The following is an 18,383-nucleotide window of genomic DNA, read 5'->3' on the forward strand; positions in this document are numbered from 1 at the left end:
GCGACATACTCACCCAGCCACCAAAAACGCACTCGCTGTCTGGATTCCCGCCTGCGCGGGAATGACGGATGGTTACATTTGCAGAATAAAAAGGAATCACTCCCTCAGGGAAAAATTCAGGACGAATTTTTAGGTTGTCGGCGCCGGGAGCGCCTACAACCGTCCCGAACCACACCAAAGAACAACAAGGCATTTCTGGGTACTCTTTTTGCCTTAAAAGAGTACCTGCCGCGCATCAACCCATGTCAAATGAACCACAGAACCCAATGCGCGACATACCTCAGCTGCACCAGAATCCCCAGCCACAAAAATGACACCCGCTGAATGAAATCCCCTTAGTCAGAAGACTCCATCAACTTCCTCACCCAATACTTCTCCCGCAACCCTGGCGGATAATCCTCATTCAGGATCAGCTCATCATCAATGCCTTCTTCGCCCGACTGCAACAGCATTTTCCGCTTGTTGATTAATAACTGGTCCAGCTTACGGATGGTGGCAATTTTTCGTTCAATCACATTATCCAGCACTTTCTCAATATCATTGAGTGCCTGAAAGGCGTGCGCAGTTTCAGACTGTCTGTCTGCCTCTAAATTATTTTTATATGGCGCGGAATACCCGCGTGACGGATCGGGCTGAATGGGCGGATGATCACCGTCCACATTCGCTGAAGTTTTGCTTCTGGGTGTTTCTCCGGGAAGCTCTTCGCTCATCTCCGCAATCACATGTTCGACATTGACGGTATTGATGGCCGTCAGGCCTTCCATGCATGCATAAAGAAAAATCCTGTCGGCAAGAATATTGATTTTTCTCGGTACGCCTTTGGTGTATCGGGTAATGGCTTCAAAGACGCCGTCGCTCAGGGTTGGGTTTCCCCGCCAGTTCACGCACTGTAAGCGATGCAGCATGTAGCTTTTCACCTGATCGGCGGTCAGCGGCTGTAAATGGCAGGAGGCGATGATACGCTGCCGCAGTTGTTCCATTTCAGGCAGGCGGATAATGCCTTTCAGCTCTTCCTGGCCTAACAGAAAGCTCTGTAATAACGGCTTATCATGGAACTGAAAATTCGACAGCATTCTCAGCTCTTCGACGGTTTCCGGAGGCAGGTTCTGCGCTTCATCGACCAGCAACACGGCGCGTCGGCCTTGCTGCCTCAACCCATAGAGATGCTGTTCAAACCGCTTCAGTATATCGGCTTTGCTCATCCCTTCTGTGGGGACGTTAAACTTAGCGGCAACCAATTTCACCAGTTCATCTGGCGAAAGCCGGGTGGTGGCAATTTGGACCGCAGTGACAGATTCATCCAGGCTGGACATCAACCGATGAACCAGAATGGTTTTCCCTGTGCCTATCGGCCCTGAGACCACAATGAAGCCTTCTTCTAAAGACAGTCCGTATTGCAGATAGGACAACGCTTTCTCATGGTGCGGACTTGCGAAGAAAAAGCGTGGGTCGGGACTTAACTTGAACGGTTTATCCGTAAATCCAAAATGCGCTTCATACATAACTAAAACTCCACCCTTACATCGATGAAAATCCGGGTTTCATCGTAATCATTTACCGAGTCCGACGATGAACGCGTGTAATATTCCACCCCGGTCTGAGTGAACAGCTCAGGCCGGAAAAAATAGGTAGTGTCCAGACTGAACGTATGATAATCATCACTTTCATCACCGGTTGAAAGATACGTAAAGTCATAACGTTCGTAGGCATAGCCAATATGGCCGGACAACACACGAGACAACTGATGATTCACATCCAGTTCAATACCCCGGGAGTTGTCGTCTGTCAGATCAGACAACGACTCCAAGGTTTCCCTGTCTATCTGGTAGAGAGAGAAACTGTATAACGTGCGACGAAGTGTCAGTTCAGACAACCAGCGCGCCTCTTTTCTCAGATAGATTTCATCAATGCGCCCGCCATCAACAAATCTGTCCCTTTCATAGCTGTCCGGCGATTCCGTGTAAGTCAGGGTATTGGTCCAGCGCCGAGTGCGGTTTCGGATTTCAGCGGCATAGCTGTCCCCTTTAATTCGCTTGTCGTATTCGAAATAAAGGCGCGTTTTATCTGTCGGATTTAAGTTGATTGCACCGGCCCAGAAATCACTGTTCACATCGTCTTCTGAGAAGTTGTAACTCACTTCACCGTAGGAATAACGGTCGATAAAATAGCGGACACCGCCGCCCCAGTTGAAAATTTCATTCTCGGAGGAATCCGTTACACCGTCGTAATTCTCATAATTCAGTCGCAAAAAGGGCGAAAATCCGCTGATGGTCTGCAAGCCGATGATTTCATTCAGCCGGGTGAATTCAGTGGCAATACCATCATCACGGCCTTTCCGGTAGTCATAAAATGCCCCCAAACGCCAGAATGTATCCCGTACCGAACGGCCATTGGCGTATACAATATTTCCGCCCCAGCCCGTGTAGTTACCGATGTCATCTTCGTTATTAATCACATTGGTATAGATTCTGGAACGTAAATCCATGGTGCTCAACGGGTTGGTCTGATAGCTCAGGCCCACTTCGGCTTCATTGCTCTGTATCGTGTCCCCGCTGATCACATCGGCATTTGCATCGGTTGCAATGTCGCTGGCGATGTTATCGATAGACGCGCTGGCATCCACCTGAAACCCACTACGCCCCAGACCTTTGTAGGCAATAAAATCTAAATCCTGATACAGTTCATCGCTTTGTTCGCCCTCGGTGTAATACAGATACCCCAGCGCGTAATCCAGGCTGATTAATCCCCGATTCCCTTCGATGGTGCCTTCGATGCCAGCTTCCAGCTCAGTAATAAAACTGCTTTGCGGGTTGCTGGCGGTTCTGTCTACGTTGTCGGTAAAAGTGAATTCTGTTGCTGCGTATGGCGTTAACTTCACATCCGCCGCCTGACTGGGTTGCCCTAACAGTGAAAGGCTTCCCAGCAAATATAAACTAGGATTGATCCTCTGTAGCGCCATACTCATGTCCATGTCTGTATTGACCAAATACATTGCGCACGGCTTTGTTCATCACAAACCCGATTGCCATATCCTTATTCAGTTGAGACACCGCGACTTCTACATCGTCCAACCTTGATCTGTCCTGCTCCACCACAACCAGTGCCTGTCCCAGCAACTTGGACAAGGTCATGGTTTCCACAATGCCCAGTAATGGCGGGCAATCAAAAATCACCATCCGATCCGGATACCGGTGCGCCAGTTCATTCATCAGTTTTTCCATCTTATTACTGGCCAGCAACTCATTGCTCAGATGGTGCGGTTTACCGGCCGGAATCAGACGCAGATTCGGGATAGACGTCGGATAAATGATTTCCGACAGGTTCGTGACGTTCCCCTGCAAAAAATCGATTAACCCGGCCTGCGCCTGTATGCCCAGCATGTCACTCACCCCGGGTTTCAGCACATTGGCATCCACCAGTAATACAGTTTTGTCTTTTTCAGATGCCATGCTGAGCGCCAGATTAACCGCCGTAAAGGTTTTGCCTTCCCGCGGTGATGCGCTGGTCACCATCAATAAATTGGCTCTTTGCTGAAACTGAGCCCCACTGCCGAATGCGGTATGAAATATTTTTTGTTTTATGGCTCTGAACTCATTGGTGATCGCCGCATTAACCTGCTTGTCTGTATGCGAAACCATGCCCAAATCCCGAAGCCGCTCGCTATCGATTGCGATGGTTTCCGGCCGTCGCCAGGCTTGCGGAAATCCGTCTGACATCACGGGCTGATGAACCGGTTGATACAGGGCGTCCGGTGCCACTTTCTGACCCAGACTCTGAACCTTAGCTGAGTCGGTTTCATGGACGAGATCCTGAATCAGTGACTGACCAGACAGCAACTCTGCGCTCTCAGCCATGTCGTTTTCTGATGGTGTTTTTGCCGTTTTCTGATTCCGATCAGCCGACTTTTTCTCCATCGCTTTCTGAATAATACTCATATCCAACCCATCTCCTGCATGATCAGCGTATGAATTGAAGTCACGACATTCAACGCCATGAAACCCAGGAAACACACAACCAGCGCTGCACTCACCCAGACAAAACGCCATTTTTCTTTCCGTGCCACAGCGGCAAGGCCAGACTGCTCTGTCGGTGAAATACCGCCCAGTACGGGTAAGCCTGTCAGCTGATACAATTGGTTAGCAGAGCTGGCAACCGGGTAGAGCTGGCTGGTCAGGAAAGCAAGGCCTACCCCTACTCCCAGGCCCGCAATCAAAACCAGGGCTAAGAACAAGGGACGGATTGGCCCGGATGGCTTCAGCGGTGCTCGCGGCGGATCGACAACCCTGAAGGTGATGTCATCCGACGCCGCGCCCACTTTCTGGGATATCAGTGCGGATTCGCGCCGGGATAACAGTTCTTCATATTTATTTTTGGTAATGTCGTAACTGCGGGTCAGCCCTGTCAGCTGCGCTTCGACATCTGGCATACGAACCAGTTTATCCTGCAGGAACAGCGCTTTCTCTGTTTGCGCCTTTTCGCGAACCTGCAGCGAGGCCACTTCGTTCTCCAGCTGGCTGATCAGCAATTTCAGGTTCTGAAAAAATTCAGTGCTTCTGAAATCACTGTTGCCATCATCGGTGGACAAGGCCAGCCATTCGCGTTTTTGCCCTTCCAGCTCTGCGATCTGACGCTTGGTTTCTTTCACATCCGGATGCTTGTCTGTAAAGCGGAATAACAGACTGTCCAGCCGGACCTGAAGCGCATCCAGCCTGTCATCATATTCGGTACGCTGTGCCCCCTGATTTTTGGCAGCCAGTGCCATTTCCTCATTCAGCTTGCGCTTGGCCGTTTCCAGTTGCGTCTGACGTTCCTGCAATTCAAGCTGGGTGTCTTCGATGTCGCCGTTCACGGCATCTAACTGACCTCTGAAGCCCATTTCGGAGCTGGGTAAGTAACCGGCATGTTCCCGCTTGAATTCAGCCAGCTTTAACTCGGCATCCGCCAGCCGTTTCTCATAATCAGTTAACTGGCGCGCAATGAACTCACTGGCTTTATCCGTATCCTGCCGGTTTTTCCCCAGGGTATTTTCAACAAACACATCCAGGGCCGATTGCACGACGTTTTTGACATAAACCGGATCGGTTCCGCTGTAGCTGATACTGAACAGGTTTTCCCTGCCCGCGGACTTGATCTCTATGTTTTCTTTTAATTCGGCAAGAATATCTTCATATTCCTCGTTGGTGGTGGCTTTTAAATCGGCATCGGTATAGCGGGCAATGGTTTCCAGGTTCTGCCGGCTCAGCAAGGTTTGCACCATCAGGCTCAATTCCTGATTCGAATCATTCGGTATCGCCAGGCCTTTCAGCAAAGGTTGCAAGATCGAGCGGGTATCGGCATACACTCTGGCTTCAACTGTGTATTGGTTTGGCCACAAGGTCACCACAGCCCATCCAAGGGGACAGATGACCCAACTGGCGATGATGATCCATTTGCGGCGTAGCCACACACTGTGCAGATACTCAATCAGGTTCTGAAATTGTTCCTGCATGTAACCTCCAGTTAGAACCAGGCTTCCGGAATAATAATGATGTCACCCGGCAGTATGTCGACGTTATCCCCAATCTCGCCGTCACGCAGCAAGTTCCCCAGATTCAGCCCGTAGGCCCTTTGCTGACCATTCACCACGCGGATCAAACGTGCGTCATTGCCGTCTGCGAAGTCTGTTAATCCGCCAACAGCCACCATCACATCCAGTAGCGTCATGTTTTCCCGATAGTTAATCGCCATGGGGCGCTGGGCTTCCCCAATCACGCGCACCTGTTCACTGTAAGGCCCGACAAACCCTTGCACGATCACGCTGACGATCGGATCCCTGACATATTCCGCCAAACGGGCTTCAATGCTACCTGCCAGTTCTGTGGGTGTACGCCCGGACGCCGGAATGTCATCCACCAGAGATGTGGTTAACATGCCGTCAGGACGAACCGTGTAGGCACCGGATATCTCCGGATTCCCCCAGACAAAAATATTGAGGGTATCGCCGGGGCCAATCAGGTATTTGTATTGATTGATGTTTTTTGTCAAAGAAGGCTGAGGCGTAGCCTTAGGTAAAGAGGGCAACGAATTTGACGTACAGCCAGTCACTAGCACCATCGCGGCAGCCGTCAAACAGGTTAACTTCAATCGGTGACCACTTCTTGTCATATCAGCATCCATCCTGCGTATAAGTCCGTGTCTCACATACCTTTTCCAAGGTTCAGAAGCGTCCAACTAAGTTGCAATTACAGCAGGCAAAAACGTCATTGAACTAATTTAACTATATATGATTTTTTTATTTTGCAGATTTTTTATGCTTGTCGATACTCAATACAGGAAGGGGCATTTTATTTATTTACACCTGGGACAAGGGTGATTATGACTTACTCAAGATTTCACGACTTAAATTTAAGCAACGCCGTGCTTATTTTTGCAGATATATTAATGCTTTCTGCTACTTTTGCAGGGACACAACTATTTCTTTTTTATTTCAATCCGGCCTATTTACAGCATACCGACATTCTAATAAATGTCCTGAATCTCATTTATTATACACTTCCAATACAATTAGCTCTGCTAGCTGTCGGGCTTTACAATGAAAAACTCCGGGAGTCACACAGTGGCATCACAGTCAGAATATTGGTTGCCATAAGTTTGGCGTATATGCTGTCCACCAGCCTGTACCTGATCACGCCCCTGCCTTTTCCTGCCGGTTTTATCCGTGAATGGATGTATGGCAGCGCACTGGTCGGTTTAATGATCGTTCGTTTTATCGCAATCCGATCCCGCTATCAGATGCTGGGCAGACTGAAAGTACTCATTCTGGGCGCAGGCGAACGGGCCAGTCTGATCAATCGTTGCATGAGACGGCAATCTGACCGGGTTCATGTTGAGCTGACCGGGTATGTCCCCATGCCCGGTGATCACCGTGAAAATTCTAATGTCAGCCCGGTGCTTGACATTTCAGGCTCGCTGGAAGCCTTTGTACAATCCAACCAGATTAAAGAAATCATCATTGCTGCGGATGAGCGCCGCGGGAACCTGCCCACCGACAGTCTTTTCCAGTGTAAAATGAATGGCGTTCAAGTGATTGATATTATTGATTTCATTGAACGGGAAACCGGACAAGTTGCTGTCAGCCATATCCATCCCTCCTGGGTGATCTTCAACCCGCATGCGACCAGCAACAAAGTGGGACGCTGTTTATACTGGCTGTTTAACTGCACCATTGCCATGTTGCTGTTACTAATCACCTGGCCGATACTGATCGCCATCATTGTGATGATCAAATGGGAAGACGGGTTCCGCGCGCCGGTGCTTTACTCCCAGGTCCGGGTCGGGCTTAAAGGAAAACACTTCTCTATCTATAAGTTTCGCAGCATGAAAACTGACGCCGAGTCGCAGGGTGAACAAATGGCAAGCCGCCGCGATCCCCGCATCACGCGCGTTGGCCATGTCATCAGAAAATACCGCCTTGATGAACTTCCCCAGTTACTCAACATTGTGAAAGGGGATATGAACTTTGTTGGTCCACGTCCGGAACGCCCGAGTTTTTCCAGCCAATTTGAACAGCAGATTCCCTATTATAATCACCGCTTATATGTAAAACCCGGTTTAACGGGCTGGGCCCAGTTAAAATACCCATACGGTGATAACCTTGAAGATACCATTGAAAAGCTCAAGTTCGATCTCTATTACATCAAACATAAAAGCGTAATACTCGATATATTAATACTGATCAGAACCTCTGAAATTGTCTTGTTTGGTAAGGGGCGATGACATGAAAAAAATGAATTCTCTGATGCTTACGCCACCAGTTAATGCAATGACGGTTGATGTTGAAGATTATTTTCATGTCTCTGCCTTTTCATCCATTATTCAGCAAGCACAATGGGGGAAATCCTACCCTTTGCGCGTAGATTACAGCACCCGGAAAATAATGGATATTTTCGCTGAACATGATGTGAAAGCGACTTTTTTCATACTCGGCTGGGTGGCTGACGCTTGCCCTTCCCTGATAAAAGCCATTGCAGATCAAGGTCATGAACTGGCATGCCATGGCTATCATCATGTCAAAGCAAACCAGCAAACGGAGAAGGAATTTTTTCAGGATGTCAGCCGCAGTAAGTTTTTGATCGAAGATCTTTCGGGAAAATATGTCAACGGTTACCGGGCACCCAGCTTTTCAATTGATGACACAAATCTGTGGGCATTCGATATTCTTCATCGCCTGGGTTTTACGTTCAGCAGCAGCACCTATCCTGTCAGGCACGATCATTACGGGAATCCGGACTGGCCACGCTTTATTCATCAAAGAAATGAGGGTTTGGTTGAAATTCCCATTCCAACCTATCAGGCATTCGGAACCAATTTTCCGATCGGTGGCGGTGGTTATTTCCGGCTCTATCCTTATGCGCTCAGCAAACACCTGATCCAGCGTTTTATGAAGCAATACCAGCAGCCGTTCTGCTTTTATTTTCACCCCTGGGAAATTGATCCGCAGCAACCCAGAATCACTGAGGCACCGTTCAAATCGCGCTTTCGCCATTACCTCAACCTAGAACAAATGACAGCACGACTTCACCATTTGCTGCAGGATTTTCAGTGGAGCACTGTCAGCCAGGCCTATCAACTGAATGGACATGACGATGAAACAGGAATTGACGATCCGCAAGCTGAACCGGAACGACTGCACAGCCTGGGACCAGTACGTTGATGCACATCAGGACGGCAGTTTTTTCCATTTAACCGGCTGGCTGGATGTCATCAAAGAGGTGTTTGGTCATCAGCCACATTATTTACTGGCAGAACAGTACGATCAGCTGGTTGGTGTGCTGCCATTGTTTGAGCAGAAAAGCGCGCTGTTTGGTCATGCGCTGATTTCAACGCCTTTCTGTGTGTATGGCGGTGTATTGGCCAATGATGATGATATCCGTTGCCAGTTAGAAGCGGCGGCCTTCGAGTTAGGCTGCTCTCTTGAGGTCGATTACATTGAGTTGCGGGATCGCGAGGAAAAATCTTGTGCTGATCCCTGGTTTCGTCATTGCCAGCATGCCACGTTCAGAAACACGCTGGCCGACAACCCGGAGGACGTTCTCTCCGGCATCAAGCGCAAACAAAGGGCCGTTATCCGTCATGCAATGAACAACAGACTCAGTTGGGACGAGCAGGATAACCCGGATCTGTGTTTTGATCTCTACGCGGAAAGTGTCAGAAACCTGGGGACACCCGTGTTTCATCCCGCCCTGTTTCAAAAGCTCAAGCACACCTTCGGACGGCGCTGTCACACACTGGTGATCCGTGATGCAGCCGGGCTGCCTGTTTCCGGGGTGCTGAGTTTTTACTATAAAAACCAGGTGCTTCCCTACTACGGTGGCGGCACGCAAGCTGCCAGGGAATTAAAAAGTAATGATTTCATGTACTACCAGCTGATGCTGCTGGCCCGCGCCAAAGGGGCTGAAGTGTTCGACTTTGGCAGAAGCAAAATTGATTCGGGTGCTTATCACTATAAAAAGCATTGGGGCATGGAAGAGCAGCCGCTGCACTATCGTATCGCGCTGGTGAACGCAAAGCGGCCACCCAACCTGTCCCCCAATAACCCAAAATATCGTTATTTAATCAGGGCCTGGCAAAACATGCCTGTTGGCATCAGCAAGCTGATCGGACCGCGTATCTCGAAATACCTTGGCTAAGCGACCATGGAGCACGACAATGAAACCCGCAGTGTTATATCTTTGTCACCGGATTCCATATCCCCCCAACAAAGGCGATAAAATTGCCAGCTATCATTTGTTGAAGTTCCTCAGTCAGCACTTTGATGTTTATCTGGGTTGTTTTATCGACGATAAGCATGATCAGCAGTATCGCCATAAGGTAGAAGCACTGTGCCGCGATGTGTGTTTCATTACCCTTCATCCGACGCTGGCCCGCCTCAAAGGCCTGCAAGCGCTCTATAAAGGACAACCCATTACACTGCCCTATTACTCTCATCCGGCAATGACTGACTGGGTGCAGCGCACCCTGAACCAGCATCCCATTGAGCGCGCCCTGGTGTTTTCCAGCAGTATGGCGCAGTATTTGCTCAATGCGCGTCCTTCGCTGCATAAAGTCATGCATTTCGTGGACGTGGATTCTGAAAAATGGCGCCAGTATGCCCAGAAAAAGCAGGGTGTGGCCAGTTATCTGTATCAGCGTGAATACCGGACACTCGCAAAGTTTGAAAAAGCGATTTGCGCCGATTTTGATGTCAGCTGCTTTGTCACAGAAACAGAGCGGCAGTCGTTTGCGGCCATGGTTGAACCCGCCTTACACAATAAAATTCATACGCTGGAAAACGGCATCGACAGCGGCTACTTCTCGCCGAATGCCGATTTCAGCCCGGTGACCGAACATCCGATTCAACACGATAACTATGTGGTTTTTACCGGGGCTATGGACTATTGGGCCAATGTGGATGCCGTGACCTGGTTTGCCCGCAAAGTCTGGCCAAAGGTGCTTCAGGAACATCCTCACAGTAAATTTTATATCGTCGGTTCATCGCCTTCGGCCAGTGTCAGGGCGCTGAGCAGGCTGCCGGGCATCGTCGTCACCGGCCGGGTTGCTGATGTGCGCCCGTATCTGTTTCATGCCAAAGCCGCTATCGCACCAATGCAAATCGCACGCGGGATTCAGAACAAAATCTTAGAAGCCATGGCGATGGAAAAGCCGGTTCTGACCACACCACAAGGTATGGAAGGGCTGGAACACTACCCGGGCAATGATCCGGCTCAGAACAACTTCATGGGACAGACACTGTATGTGGCAGAAGACCCGAAGGCGGTCACCCACTGGGTATGCGAGCAATTAGCGCGCCCGGTTCGTGCGGCCACACAATCAAGACAGTGGATTGAGGACAACTTCAGCTGGGATGCCAAGTTATCGCCCGTACTCACCTATCTTGAGGCGCAACATGTCTGACCGGATTGAATTTCGCCTCGCCATTCCCGTCATTGGCTGGTTATGGCTGTTCTGGCCGTCACTGAGCAATATGGTGTCTGTCTGGGCCAATTCGAAAACCTATGAGCATTGCTTCCTGGTGGTGCCCATTTGTCTCTGGCTGGTATGGCGAGAGCGTAATGCCGTCAAATCAGTGCGTCCGTCGATCAGCTGGACGGCAGCCGCATTCCTTATCTTCTCATGCTTGCTGTGGCTGTTGGGCCGGGCAGCAAGTATTGGTTTATTTGAACATATTGCCGCCATCGTCAGCCTGCAGTTATTGCTGTGGGCGGTCTTGGGCACCGCTATCATTCGCCGGTTCTGGTTCCCTTTGCTGTATTTACTCTTTGCTGTCCCCTTTGGTGAAAGCCTGATTCCCAAACTGCAGATCATCACCGCCGATCTTTCCGTCTGGCTGCTCAATCTCAGTCAGATACCTGTCTACCGGGAGGGCTTATATCTGACCATTCCCAATGGCCGGTTTTACGTCGCCGAAGCCTGCTCAGGGATCCGTTTTCTGATGTCCAGCGTGGCATTAGGTACACTCTTTGCCTATCTGCAATTCAGCAAAGTCTACAAGCGCACCCTCTTTGTCGCTTTTTCGTTTATCTTCCCGATCCTTGCCAATGGCATCAGGGCCTATGGCATTGTGATGATCGGTTATTTCAGCAACATGGAATATGCCGCCGGGGCGGATCATCTGGTTTATGGCTGGCTGTTTTTCAGTGTCGTTATACTGGTGATCTTTTTCACCGCCAGTCTGTTTTCAGACCCGCAGCCCCTCTTTAGCAAACGGCCAAACCAGCAGCCTGTGGCATCATCTCGTCAGGCATGGGGCGTCGTTGGCATGATTTCTCTCATTTTTATGTCTGCCGCCTTGTGGGCAAAACAGCTTGAGCAGGACCGGCTCCAGCTGTCAGATCAGCAAAATCGCATCAGCCAGACGCAAGCCGCTCTGCTGACCGACTGGGGTATCTCCTTTCCGTCCGCGGAACACAGCCAGCGCCAGAGCGCCGCTGACGGCAAAGCGGAATTCTATACCGCCCGCTATAACATCTGGCAGCGTGACGGCGAATTAATCAGCAGTAGCAATCAGCTGTTCAATAAAGACATCTGGTCTGTCGATGCCAGCCAGCCGGTAACCTTACCTTCAGGCATTGATGCTCAATCAATGACAGTGTCCAATGCGAAAGGAAGCCGTATGCGGGTGGTCTATTGGTACTGTGTGAACGCGTTTTGCAGCAGTAATCCGCTGGCGATCAAGCTGGTTAAAGCCTCCTATCGCCTGGCCGGCCAGCAAGGTATCTCAGATGTTTTTGCCATCGCGAGCACGGAGCTGAGTGATAACCAGATCAAAGACATCATTGATGTTGGCAACAACAAGCACAAGGTCACCTTAAAAAACAGCCACCAGCGGTGATAACAACACCAGGGAGAGGGTTATGTGTGGTATTGCGGGCATTTTCAACGTGCAACATTCAGGCATCATTGATACGCGGCTGCTGCAACACATCAACAGGATACAGCACCATCGCGGCCCGGATGATGAAGGCTATTTCGTTGATGATCTGGTCGGGCTGGCCCATCGACGCCTGTCGATTATTGACCTGTCCGGCGGGCATCAGCCGCTGTTCAACGAAGACAACACAGTCGCAGTTGTCTTTAATGGCGAGATTTACAATTTCAAAGCCCTGGTCAAAACGCTGAAAAGTCTGGGGCATCAATTCCGAACCGTGAGTGATACTGAGGTGATTGTTCATGCCTGGGAGCAGTGGGGTAAAGACTGCGTCAGCCATTTTCGTGGCATGTTTGCTTTCGCCATCTGGGATCAAAACACCTCGACCCTCTTTCTTGCCCGCGACAGACTGGGCAAGAAACCGCTTTTTTACAGCCAGACAGCCAAAGGGCAACTGGTATTTGCCTCCGAACTGAAAGTGCTGCTTGCCCATCCCGATGTGTCCCGCACCCTGCGCAACGAAATGGCCGAAGAATACCTGATGTTCGGGTATGTGCCTGACCCGTTTACCGCTTATCAGCACATCTTCAAGCTGCCTGCCGGGCATTTTCTGCAGCTGACGCCGGGTGCCAAACCGACGACCAAAGCTTACTGGGATCTGAGTGCGCCTGCGACGGCACTCAGCTGGCGCGATACTCAGGAAGCTCTGGTCGACAAACTGCTGGAAGCCGTCAGAATCCGCATGGTGTCGGATGTGCCCCTCGGCGCCTTCCTGTCAGGAGGTGTGGATTCCAGCGCGATTGTGGCGCTGATGTCAGGACTGCAATCCAATCCGGTCAACACCTGCGCTATCGGGTTCGATCAGGCCCAGTTTGATGAAAGTCAGTATGCCCGCCGTATAGCAGCGCAGTATCAAACTCAGCATCTGGATCGCCAGATCAACGCCGACGACGTCAGTTTAGTGGAAGTGCTGGGGCGACTGTACGATGAACCTTTTGCGGACGATTCAGCATTGCCGACCTATCTGGTCTGCCAGCTGGCCCGACAGCAGGTCAAAGTGGCTTTGTCCGGCGACGGGGGAGATGAACTCTTTGCAGGCTACCGTCGTTACCGGTTTCATCTGGCCGAGCAGAAAGTCAGAGGGATGATTCCCGCTTCAATTCGTGAACCTGTATTTGGCATGCTGGGCCAGATCTACCCCAAAGCCGACTGGGCGCCACAGCGTTTCAGAGCCAAGACAACCTTCCAGTCGCTGGCCATGAACAGTGTCGATGCATATGCCAATACGATCTCAAAACTCAGGTTCGCTGACAGGCAGCGACTGCTCAGTGCAGCCTATCGTCATCAGCTCAGTGGTTACACAGGGAGCGAAATACTTCGCCAGCATGCCCTCAACGCCCCCACCGATGATCCGCTGAAATTGATCCAGTATCTCGATCTGAAAACCTGGTTACCCGGCGATATTCTGACCAAGGTAGATCGCGCCAGTATGGCCAACTCCCTTGAAGTACGGTCGCCATTGCTTGATCACCAGTTGCTGGAATGGGCGTTTCAGATTCCGGGTCAGCACCTGATTCGCAAACAGGAAGGAAAATTCTGCTTCAAAAAAGCGCTGGAGCCTTACCTGCCCAAAGAGATTCTATACCGCCCCAAAATGGGATTCAGCATGCCGCTGGCCCACTGGTTTCGTACCCAGCTCCGCCCGATGCTTCATGCGCAGATTTTGTCTTCCACCATGCTGGACTGTGGCTATTTTAATCCGCATCAGCTGCGAAACCTTGTGGCTGAGCACGAAAGCGGCCAGCGCGATCATGGTGCCGTGCTCTGGAGTTTACTGATGTTCACCCAATTTATGGAGAGGCAGGCATAGTGAAAATTCTGACCATTTCAACGCTCTACCCGAATGCGAGCAATCCCAGACACGGCATTTTTGTCGAAACCCGGCTGCGCCAGTTAAAAAAACATTACCCGCAGACAGAAATCACTGTGATAGCGCCTGTGCCCTGGTTTCCATTCAGTCATCCCGTGTTTGGACAATACAGCGAATATGCGTCTGTCCCCTTCACTGAGAGCCGTTATGGCATCCGTATTTATCATCCGAGATATCTGGTGATCCCGAAACTGGGGATGTCTCTGACCCCGTCGACGCTGGCCTACTCCCTGCGCAAGCAGATTGAATACTTAACACGACAAGGGTTTGAATTTGATCTGATTGATGGTCACTATTTTTATCCCGACGGAGTCGCCATCGCTGCCGTTGCCAGCACAGTCAAAAAACCCTTTACCATGACGGCAAGAGGGACAGACATCAATTTGATCCCCGCCTACCCCAAAGCGCGAAAACGGATTCAGCAAGTGCTGTCGGTCAGCAACCATAACCTTGCGGTATGCGAAGCGCTGCGACAAAGCATGATCGAACTCGGGGCTGCGCCGGACAGAGTCAGCACACTGAGAAACGGAGTGGATTTAGAACTGTTCAGTTTCAGCGATGAAAGCCAGCAACCCGCGCTCAGACAGGCCCTGAACCTGCCGCTGAATGTCCCTGTCATCTTATCGGTTGGCCTGCTTGTGGACCGAAAAGGTCACCACCTGGTCATCGAGGCGCTGCGTCACATTCCGGACGCCCTGCTGCTGATTGCTGGTACAGGCCCGAAAGCAAAAGCACTGGCCGCTCTGGCCAAGCAACAAGGTGTAGACCAGCGGGTCCGTTTTCTGGGCAAACTCAGTCAGGAAGAATTATCCGCCTATTATGGCGCGGCAGACTTACTGGCGCTGGCTTCCGACAGAGAAGGCTGGGCAAATGTCTTACTGGAATCCATGGCTTGCGGCACACCCGTTGTGGCGACCAATATCTGGGGAACCCCTGAAGTCGTCCGTAAACCACAGGCCGGCACTTTGGTTGAGCGGAATGTCACCGCCATCGCCGACGGTATCCGCCAGTTGCTCAACAAACCCTTTTCCCGTGCGGAAACCCGTCATTACGCCGAGCAATTCGACTGGTCTGCCACCTCTGAGGGGCAGTATCAGCTCTTCAACCGTTTGATCAAGGATGCCTCATGAAGATTCTCTATCACCACAGGGTCGCTTCCAAAGATGGTCAGTATGTCCATATCGAGGCCATTATCGGTGCCCTTCGCGAGCAAGGCCACGAAGTGGTTGTGGTGGCACCGGCTGTGTCCGATCAAGCGGCATTTGGCGCGGACGGCGGCTGGGTCAGCAAAGTGCGCCGCATGCTGCCCCGTTTCTTATCTGAGATCCTGGAGTTTGGCTACAGCGCTTATGATTTTGGCAAGCTGTGCATCACTTTATACCGGGAAAAACCGGATGCCATTTACGAGCGCTACAACCTGTTTCTTCCCTCAGGGATCCTGGCGAAACAATTGTTCAATGTGCCACTGATATTAGAAATCAACGCCCCGTTGTTCGATGAGCGCAATGCCTACGGCGGATTGTCACTCACCTGGCTGGCCCGCTGGTCTGAACTGTTCACCTGGCGTAACGCCGATCATACCCTGCCGGTCAGCCATGTCCTGGCCAGTTATGTCCGGGGGGCTGGCGTCCCTGAACCTGCCATCCGTGTGATTCCCAACGGAATCGACAGCCGCTTGTTTCATCCTGCTGTGAGCAAAGAAAAAAAGCCTGAATTCGCAGATAGCCTGGTGGTTGGATTTGTCGGCTTCTGCCGCGAATGGCATCAGTTAGATCACGTTTTATCACTGATTGTTGATTTCAACCGGCAGCGGAACCCTGACGACCCGGAAGTGAAACTCCTCATCGTCGGTGACGGCCCGGTTCTGGATGACCTGAAAAAACAGGCGCGCGCGCTCAAAGCCGAGCACCAGATTCACATCACAGGATTGATTGATCGCGAGCATATCCCAGAATGGTTATCTCAAATCGACATCGCCCTGCAACCGGCGGTCACCCCCTGGTGCTCACCGCTCAAGCTGATCGAATATCTGGCGTGCGGTAAAGCCATCGTCGCGCCAGACAGCAAGAACATTCAAGAGCTGCTGAGAGATGGTGAGAATGCTCTGCTGTTCCAGGCGGATCATCTACCCGATATGCTGGAGCAGATTAAACGTTTGTTGTCCGATGAGGCACTGCGTCAGCAATTAAGTGACAATGCGGCAGCCAGCATTGCCAGACAGCAACTGACCTGGTCGGACAATGCCCGAAAAATCGTCAGTATTTTTGAGTCTTTGATCAGTAAATCCTGATCGTGGCCAGAGGAAGGGCACATGGGGGCACAACGTATCGCTCTGAGATTCCGGACATCAGGTCGACATGCATCAGAGCGAAGAGAGACCTTGCAGCCCGGACATCGCTTTACGCCGTGCCCGTCGCTGGCTGACCATGACTTTCACCTGCATGCTTAACGCCGCCATCGCCGCGGCCAATACCCAGAAAAGCTCAAGATAAGCCAGGGATAGCGCGGCCCCTGCCGTACAGTAACCCAGCAAAGACACCTGCATCATGCGCGCCAGATCAATCTGCCAGTGGTGAGTGTCATTCCATGGCGGTCGGCTCAGTGTCACAATGACCCAGCGCATTTTCAAAAACAACAGCAGGATAAGCAGCATGAACAGGGAGAACCCGACAAAGCCATGATCCCCTAACACCTGAAAATAAATACTGTGCGCGGCCCAGCTTTCTTCTCCGGGGGGCGGCGTTTCAATGATATCGATTTTATAAATATCCAGCGCGAGCCTGTCCCACACCGGCTGAAAATAAGTGGCTTTAAAGCCAGCGCCCAACACCGGTCGTTCCAACGCCATCAAAGTGTGGATTTTCCACGACGTCAGACGGTTGGTGAAAGAAGAATCCTGAGTGGCTGTTTCTATGGTTTCCATCCTGTCATACCACTTATCCGGTAGCAGCAAGACAGAGAGTGACACGATCATTGCCACACCCAATAACGTCAGAACTTTCTTATTGCTTCTGAACCAGAAATAACAGCCGATCACAGCCAGAGCAAGTACACCGCCTCTGGAATAGGTCCCCAGTACCGACAGAACACACAGCACTAACATGCTGATCAGCCCGATACGAATCCACTTTTCCTGAACGGACTTCAACTGATAAATGCACAAAGGGATCACCATACATAAAGCAGCGGCAAGGTGGTTGTTGTCTGAGATCAAATGGCCGGATGGCCCCTGGATTTTATGTCCGCCTAAGCTGGCCAGAAACTTCAGCCCTTCCACGGCACCAAAGAAGCCCACTGACATTAAGATCCCCCAAAGCAGCATTTCGAACTCATGCTTTTTCCGGATGATGAGTGCAATCATGATGAACAACAGGAAAATCTTGGAAAATTTTTCCCATTCCGGCCACACCAGTTCAGGAAAAATAATGGTGTTGTAGGTGGTTAAACCGGTATGGAGCCAAAACAAGACAGCAATGAAGACAACCCCGTCAAATATAACCGCGGGTTTCTTCCTGGAAAAAAGGTAAGTCATCAGCGTCAGCAAGGCGAACACAGTGTTGTAGCTGATCGGCTTGGCAAACCCGTAAACCCAATAAGCAGGCACAAATAAACCCGACCACAACCAGAGAGAGACCGCAATGTAAGAACGTCTCAGCGCAAAACAAGCCAGGATCAGAAAAACGCTGATTAAGACGACATCTCTCATATTCCTGCTCCCTAACGCCGATGCTTTGACTTATTTTGCGGCTTTTTTGCGTCGCATGCTTTGTCCTGTCTGATTGAACGTATGCAAAGATACACCAAGATAAACAGACCCGTTGCGAAAAGGATTGATTCCACGGTCCAACTCCTTATCTGAGCATGTGAAAGGCTCAGATGACCTGGGCTTCCAGCTGGCATTTTTAACAGGAATGTGATTTTTTTAACCCCTCCTTTCACTATAGATCCTGATGATGGAAGCAACAAAATTTTGACTATGAATCATTTGTCATCGGATTTTTCATCTGTCTGCCGAACACTGGCTCCAGAAGAGCGGTGCAATGAGAA

14 protein-coding genes are annotated in these 18,383 nt (G+C 50.7%); 8 read left to right on the forward strand and 6 right to left on the reverse strand.

Annotated features, from left to right (window positions below; all coding sequences use genetic code 11):
• Positions 1-335: 335 nt before the first annotated feature.
• From LN341_RS21425 to LN341_RS21445, 5 genes are read right to left on the reverse strand one after another with little or no spacing between them, the layout of a single operon-like run.
• Positions 336-1,502, reverse strand: coding sequence for an XrtA/PEP-CTERM system-associated ATPase (locus tag LN341_RS21425; RefSeq protein WP_234205764.1), 1,167 nt, complete (start codon positions 1,500-1,502; stop codon positions 336-338).
• Positions 1,503-1,504: 2 nt separating this feature from the next.
• Positions 1,505-2,878 (reverse strand): TIGR03016 family PEP-CTERM system-associated outer membrane protein, encoded by a 1,374-nt coding sequence (locus LN341_RS21430; RefSeq protein ID WP_046220262.1) that lies wholly within the window; start codon positions 2,876-2,878, stop codon positions 1,505-1,507.
• Between the two features lie 55 nt (positions 2,879-2,933).
• Positions 2,934-3,935, reverse strand: a complete 1,002-nt coding sequence (locus tag LN341_RS21435; RefSeq protein ID WP_234205766.1) for an XrtA-associated tyrosine autokinase — start codon at positions 3,933-3,935, stop codon at positions 2,934-2,936.
• Positions 3,932-5,488, reverse strand: coding sequence for an XrtA system polysaccharide chain length determinant (locus LN341_RS21440; protein WP_046220260.1), 1,557 nt, complete (start codon positions 5,486-5,488; stop codon positions 3,932-3,934). The genes LN341_RS21435 and LN341_RS21440 overlap by 4 nt, the downstream gene beginning before the upstream one ends.
• Before the next feature lie 11 nt (positions 5,489-5,499).
• Positions 5,500-6,024 (reverse strand): XrtA/PEP-CTERM system exopolysaccharide export protein, encoded by a 525-nt coding sequence (locus tag LN341_RS21445; protein ID WP_200896190.1) that lies wholly within the window; start codon positions 6,022-6,024, stop codon positions 5,500-5,502.
• Positions 6,025-6,276: 252 nt separating this feature from the next.
• Here LN341_RS21445 and LN341_RS21450 point away from each other — a divergent pair, with 252 nt between their 5' ends.
• Genes LN341_RS21450 through LN341_RS21485 form a run of 8 tightly spaced genes read left to right on the forward strand, consistent with a single transcriptional unit; the run spans position 6,277 to position 16,626 of the window.
• Positions 6,277-7,755, forward strand: coding sequence for a TIGR03013 family XrtA/PEP-CTERM system glycosyltransferase (locus LN341_RS21450; RefSeq protein WP_200896189.1), 1,479 nt, complete (start codon positions 6,277-6,279; stop codon positions 7,753-7,755).
• A 1-nt stretch (position 7,756) separates the two neighbouring features.
• The gene (locus tag LN341_RS21455) at positions 7,757-8,692 is read left to right on the forward strand and encodes an XrtA system polysaccharide deacetylase (protein WP_234205768.1); all 936 of its coding nucleotides are present in this window, start codon (positions 7,757-7,759) and stop codon (positions 8,690-8,692) included.
• Entirely contained in the window at positions 8,625-9,668 is a 1,044-nt protein-coding gene (locus tag LN341_RS21460; protein ID WP_234205770.1) for a FemAB family XrtA/PEP-CTERM system-associated protein, read from the forward strand. Before LN341_RS21455 ends, LN341_RS21460 begins: the two co-directional genes overlap by 68 nt.
• A 19-nt stretch (positions 9,669-9,687) precedes the next feature.
• Positions 9,688-10,932, forward strand: coding sequence for a TIGR03087 family PEP-CTERM/XrtA system glycosyltransferase (locus LN341_RS21465; protein WP_234205772.1), 1,245 nt, complete (start codon positions 9,688-9,690; stop codon positions 10,930-10,932).
• On the forward strand, positions 10,925-12,370 hold the full coding sequence (gene xrtA / locus LN341_RS21470) for an exosortase A (protein ID WP_234205774.1): 1,446 nt from the start codon (positions 10,925-10,927) through the stop codon (positions 12,368-12,370). The genes LN341_RS21465 and xrtA overlap by 8 nt, the downstream gene beginning before the upstream one ends.
• Positions 12,371-12,392: 22 nt before the next feature.
• Positions 12,393-14,276, forward strand: coding sequence for an XrtA/PEP-CTERM system amidotransferase (locus LN341_RS21475; protein WP_234205776.1), 1,884 nt, complete (start codon positions 12,393-12,395; stop codon positions 14,274-14,276).
• Positions 14,276-15,466 (forward strand): glycosyltransferase family 4 protein, encoded by a 1,191-nt coding sequence (locus tag LN341_RS21480; protein WP_234205778.1) that lies wholly within the window; start codon positions 14,276-14,278, stop codon positions 15,464-15,466. Before LN341_RS21475 ends, LN341_RS21480 begins: the two co-directional genes overlap by 1 nt.
• Positions 15,463-16,626 (forward strand): glycosyltransferase family 4 protein, encoded by a 1,164-nt coding sequence (locus tag LN341_RS21485; RefSeq protein WP_234205780.1) that lies wholly within the window; start codon positions 15,463-15,465, stop codon positions 16,624-16,626. Before LN341_RS21480 ends, LN341_RS21485 begins: the two co-directional genes overlap by 4 nt.
• Positions 16,627-16,698: 72 nt before the next feature.
• Here the strand turns inward: LN341_RS21485 and LN341_RS21490 are convergent, their stop codons facing one another.
• Positions 16,699-18,042 (reverse strand): putative O-glycosylation ligase, exosortase A system-associated, encoded by a 1,344-nt coding sequence (locus LN341_RS21490; protein WP_046220252.1) that lies wholly within the window; start codon positions 18,040-18,042, stop codon positions 16,699-16,701.
• Between the last annotated feature and the right edge of the window lie 341 nt (positions 18,043-18,383).

Origin of the sequence: Photobacterium sp. TLY01, assembly GCF_021432065.1 — a bacterium.
Taxonomy (GTDB): Bacteria; Pseudomonadota; Gammaproteobacteria; order Enterobacterales; family Vibrionaceae; genus Photobacterium; species Photobacterium halotolerans_A.

What these genes read in the sequence shown, in the direction of transcription:
- LN341_RS21425 (WP_234205764.1), bottom strand. Translation starts at nt 1,502, where the DNA reads ATGTATGAAGCGCATTTTGGATTTACGGATAAACCGTTCAAGTTAAGT.
- LN341_RS21435 (WP_234205766.1), bottom strand. Translation starts at nt 3,935, where the DNA reads ATGAGTATTATTCAGAAAGCGATGGAGAAAAAGTCGGCTGATCGGAAT.
- LN341_RS21440 (WP_046220260.1), bottom strand. Translation starts at nt 5,488, where the DNA reads ATGCAGGAACAATTTCAGAACCTGATTGAGTATCTGCACAGTGTGTGG.
- LN341_RS21455 (WP_234205768.1), top strand. Translation starts at nt 7,757, where the DNA reads ATGAAAAAAATGAATTCTCTGATGCTTACGCCACCAGTTAATGCAATG.
- LN341_RS21460 (WP_234205770.1), top strand. Translation starts at nt 8,625, where the DNA reads ATGAAACAGGAATTGACGATCCGCAAGCTGAACCGGAACGACTGCACA.
- LN341_RS21465 (WP_234205772.1), top strand. Translation starts at nt 9,688, where the DNA reads ATGAAACCCGCAGTGTTATATCTTTGTCACCGGATTCCATATCCCCCC.
- xrtA (WP_234205774.1), top strand. Translation starts at nt 10,925, where the DNA reads ATGTCTGACCGGATTGAATTTCGCCTCGCCATTCCCGTCATTGGCTGG.
- LN341_RS21475 (WP_234205776.1), top strand. Translation starts at nt 12,393, where the DNA reads ATGTGTGGTATTGCGGGCATTTTCAACGTGCAACATTCAGGCATCATT.
- LN341_RS21485 (WP_234205780.1), top strand. Translation starts at nt 15,463, where the DNA reads ATGAAGATTCTCTATCACCACAGGGTCGCTTCCAAAGATGGTCAGTAT.
- LN341_RS21490 (WP_046220252.1), bottom strand. Translation starts at nt 18,042, where the DNA reads ATGAGAGATGTCGTCTTAATCAGCGTTTTTCTGATCCTGGCTTGTTTT.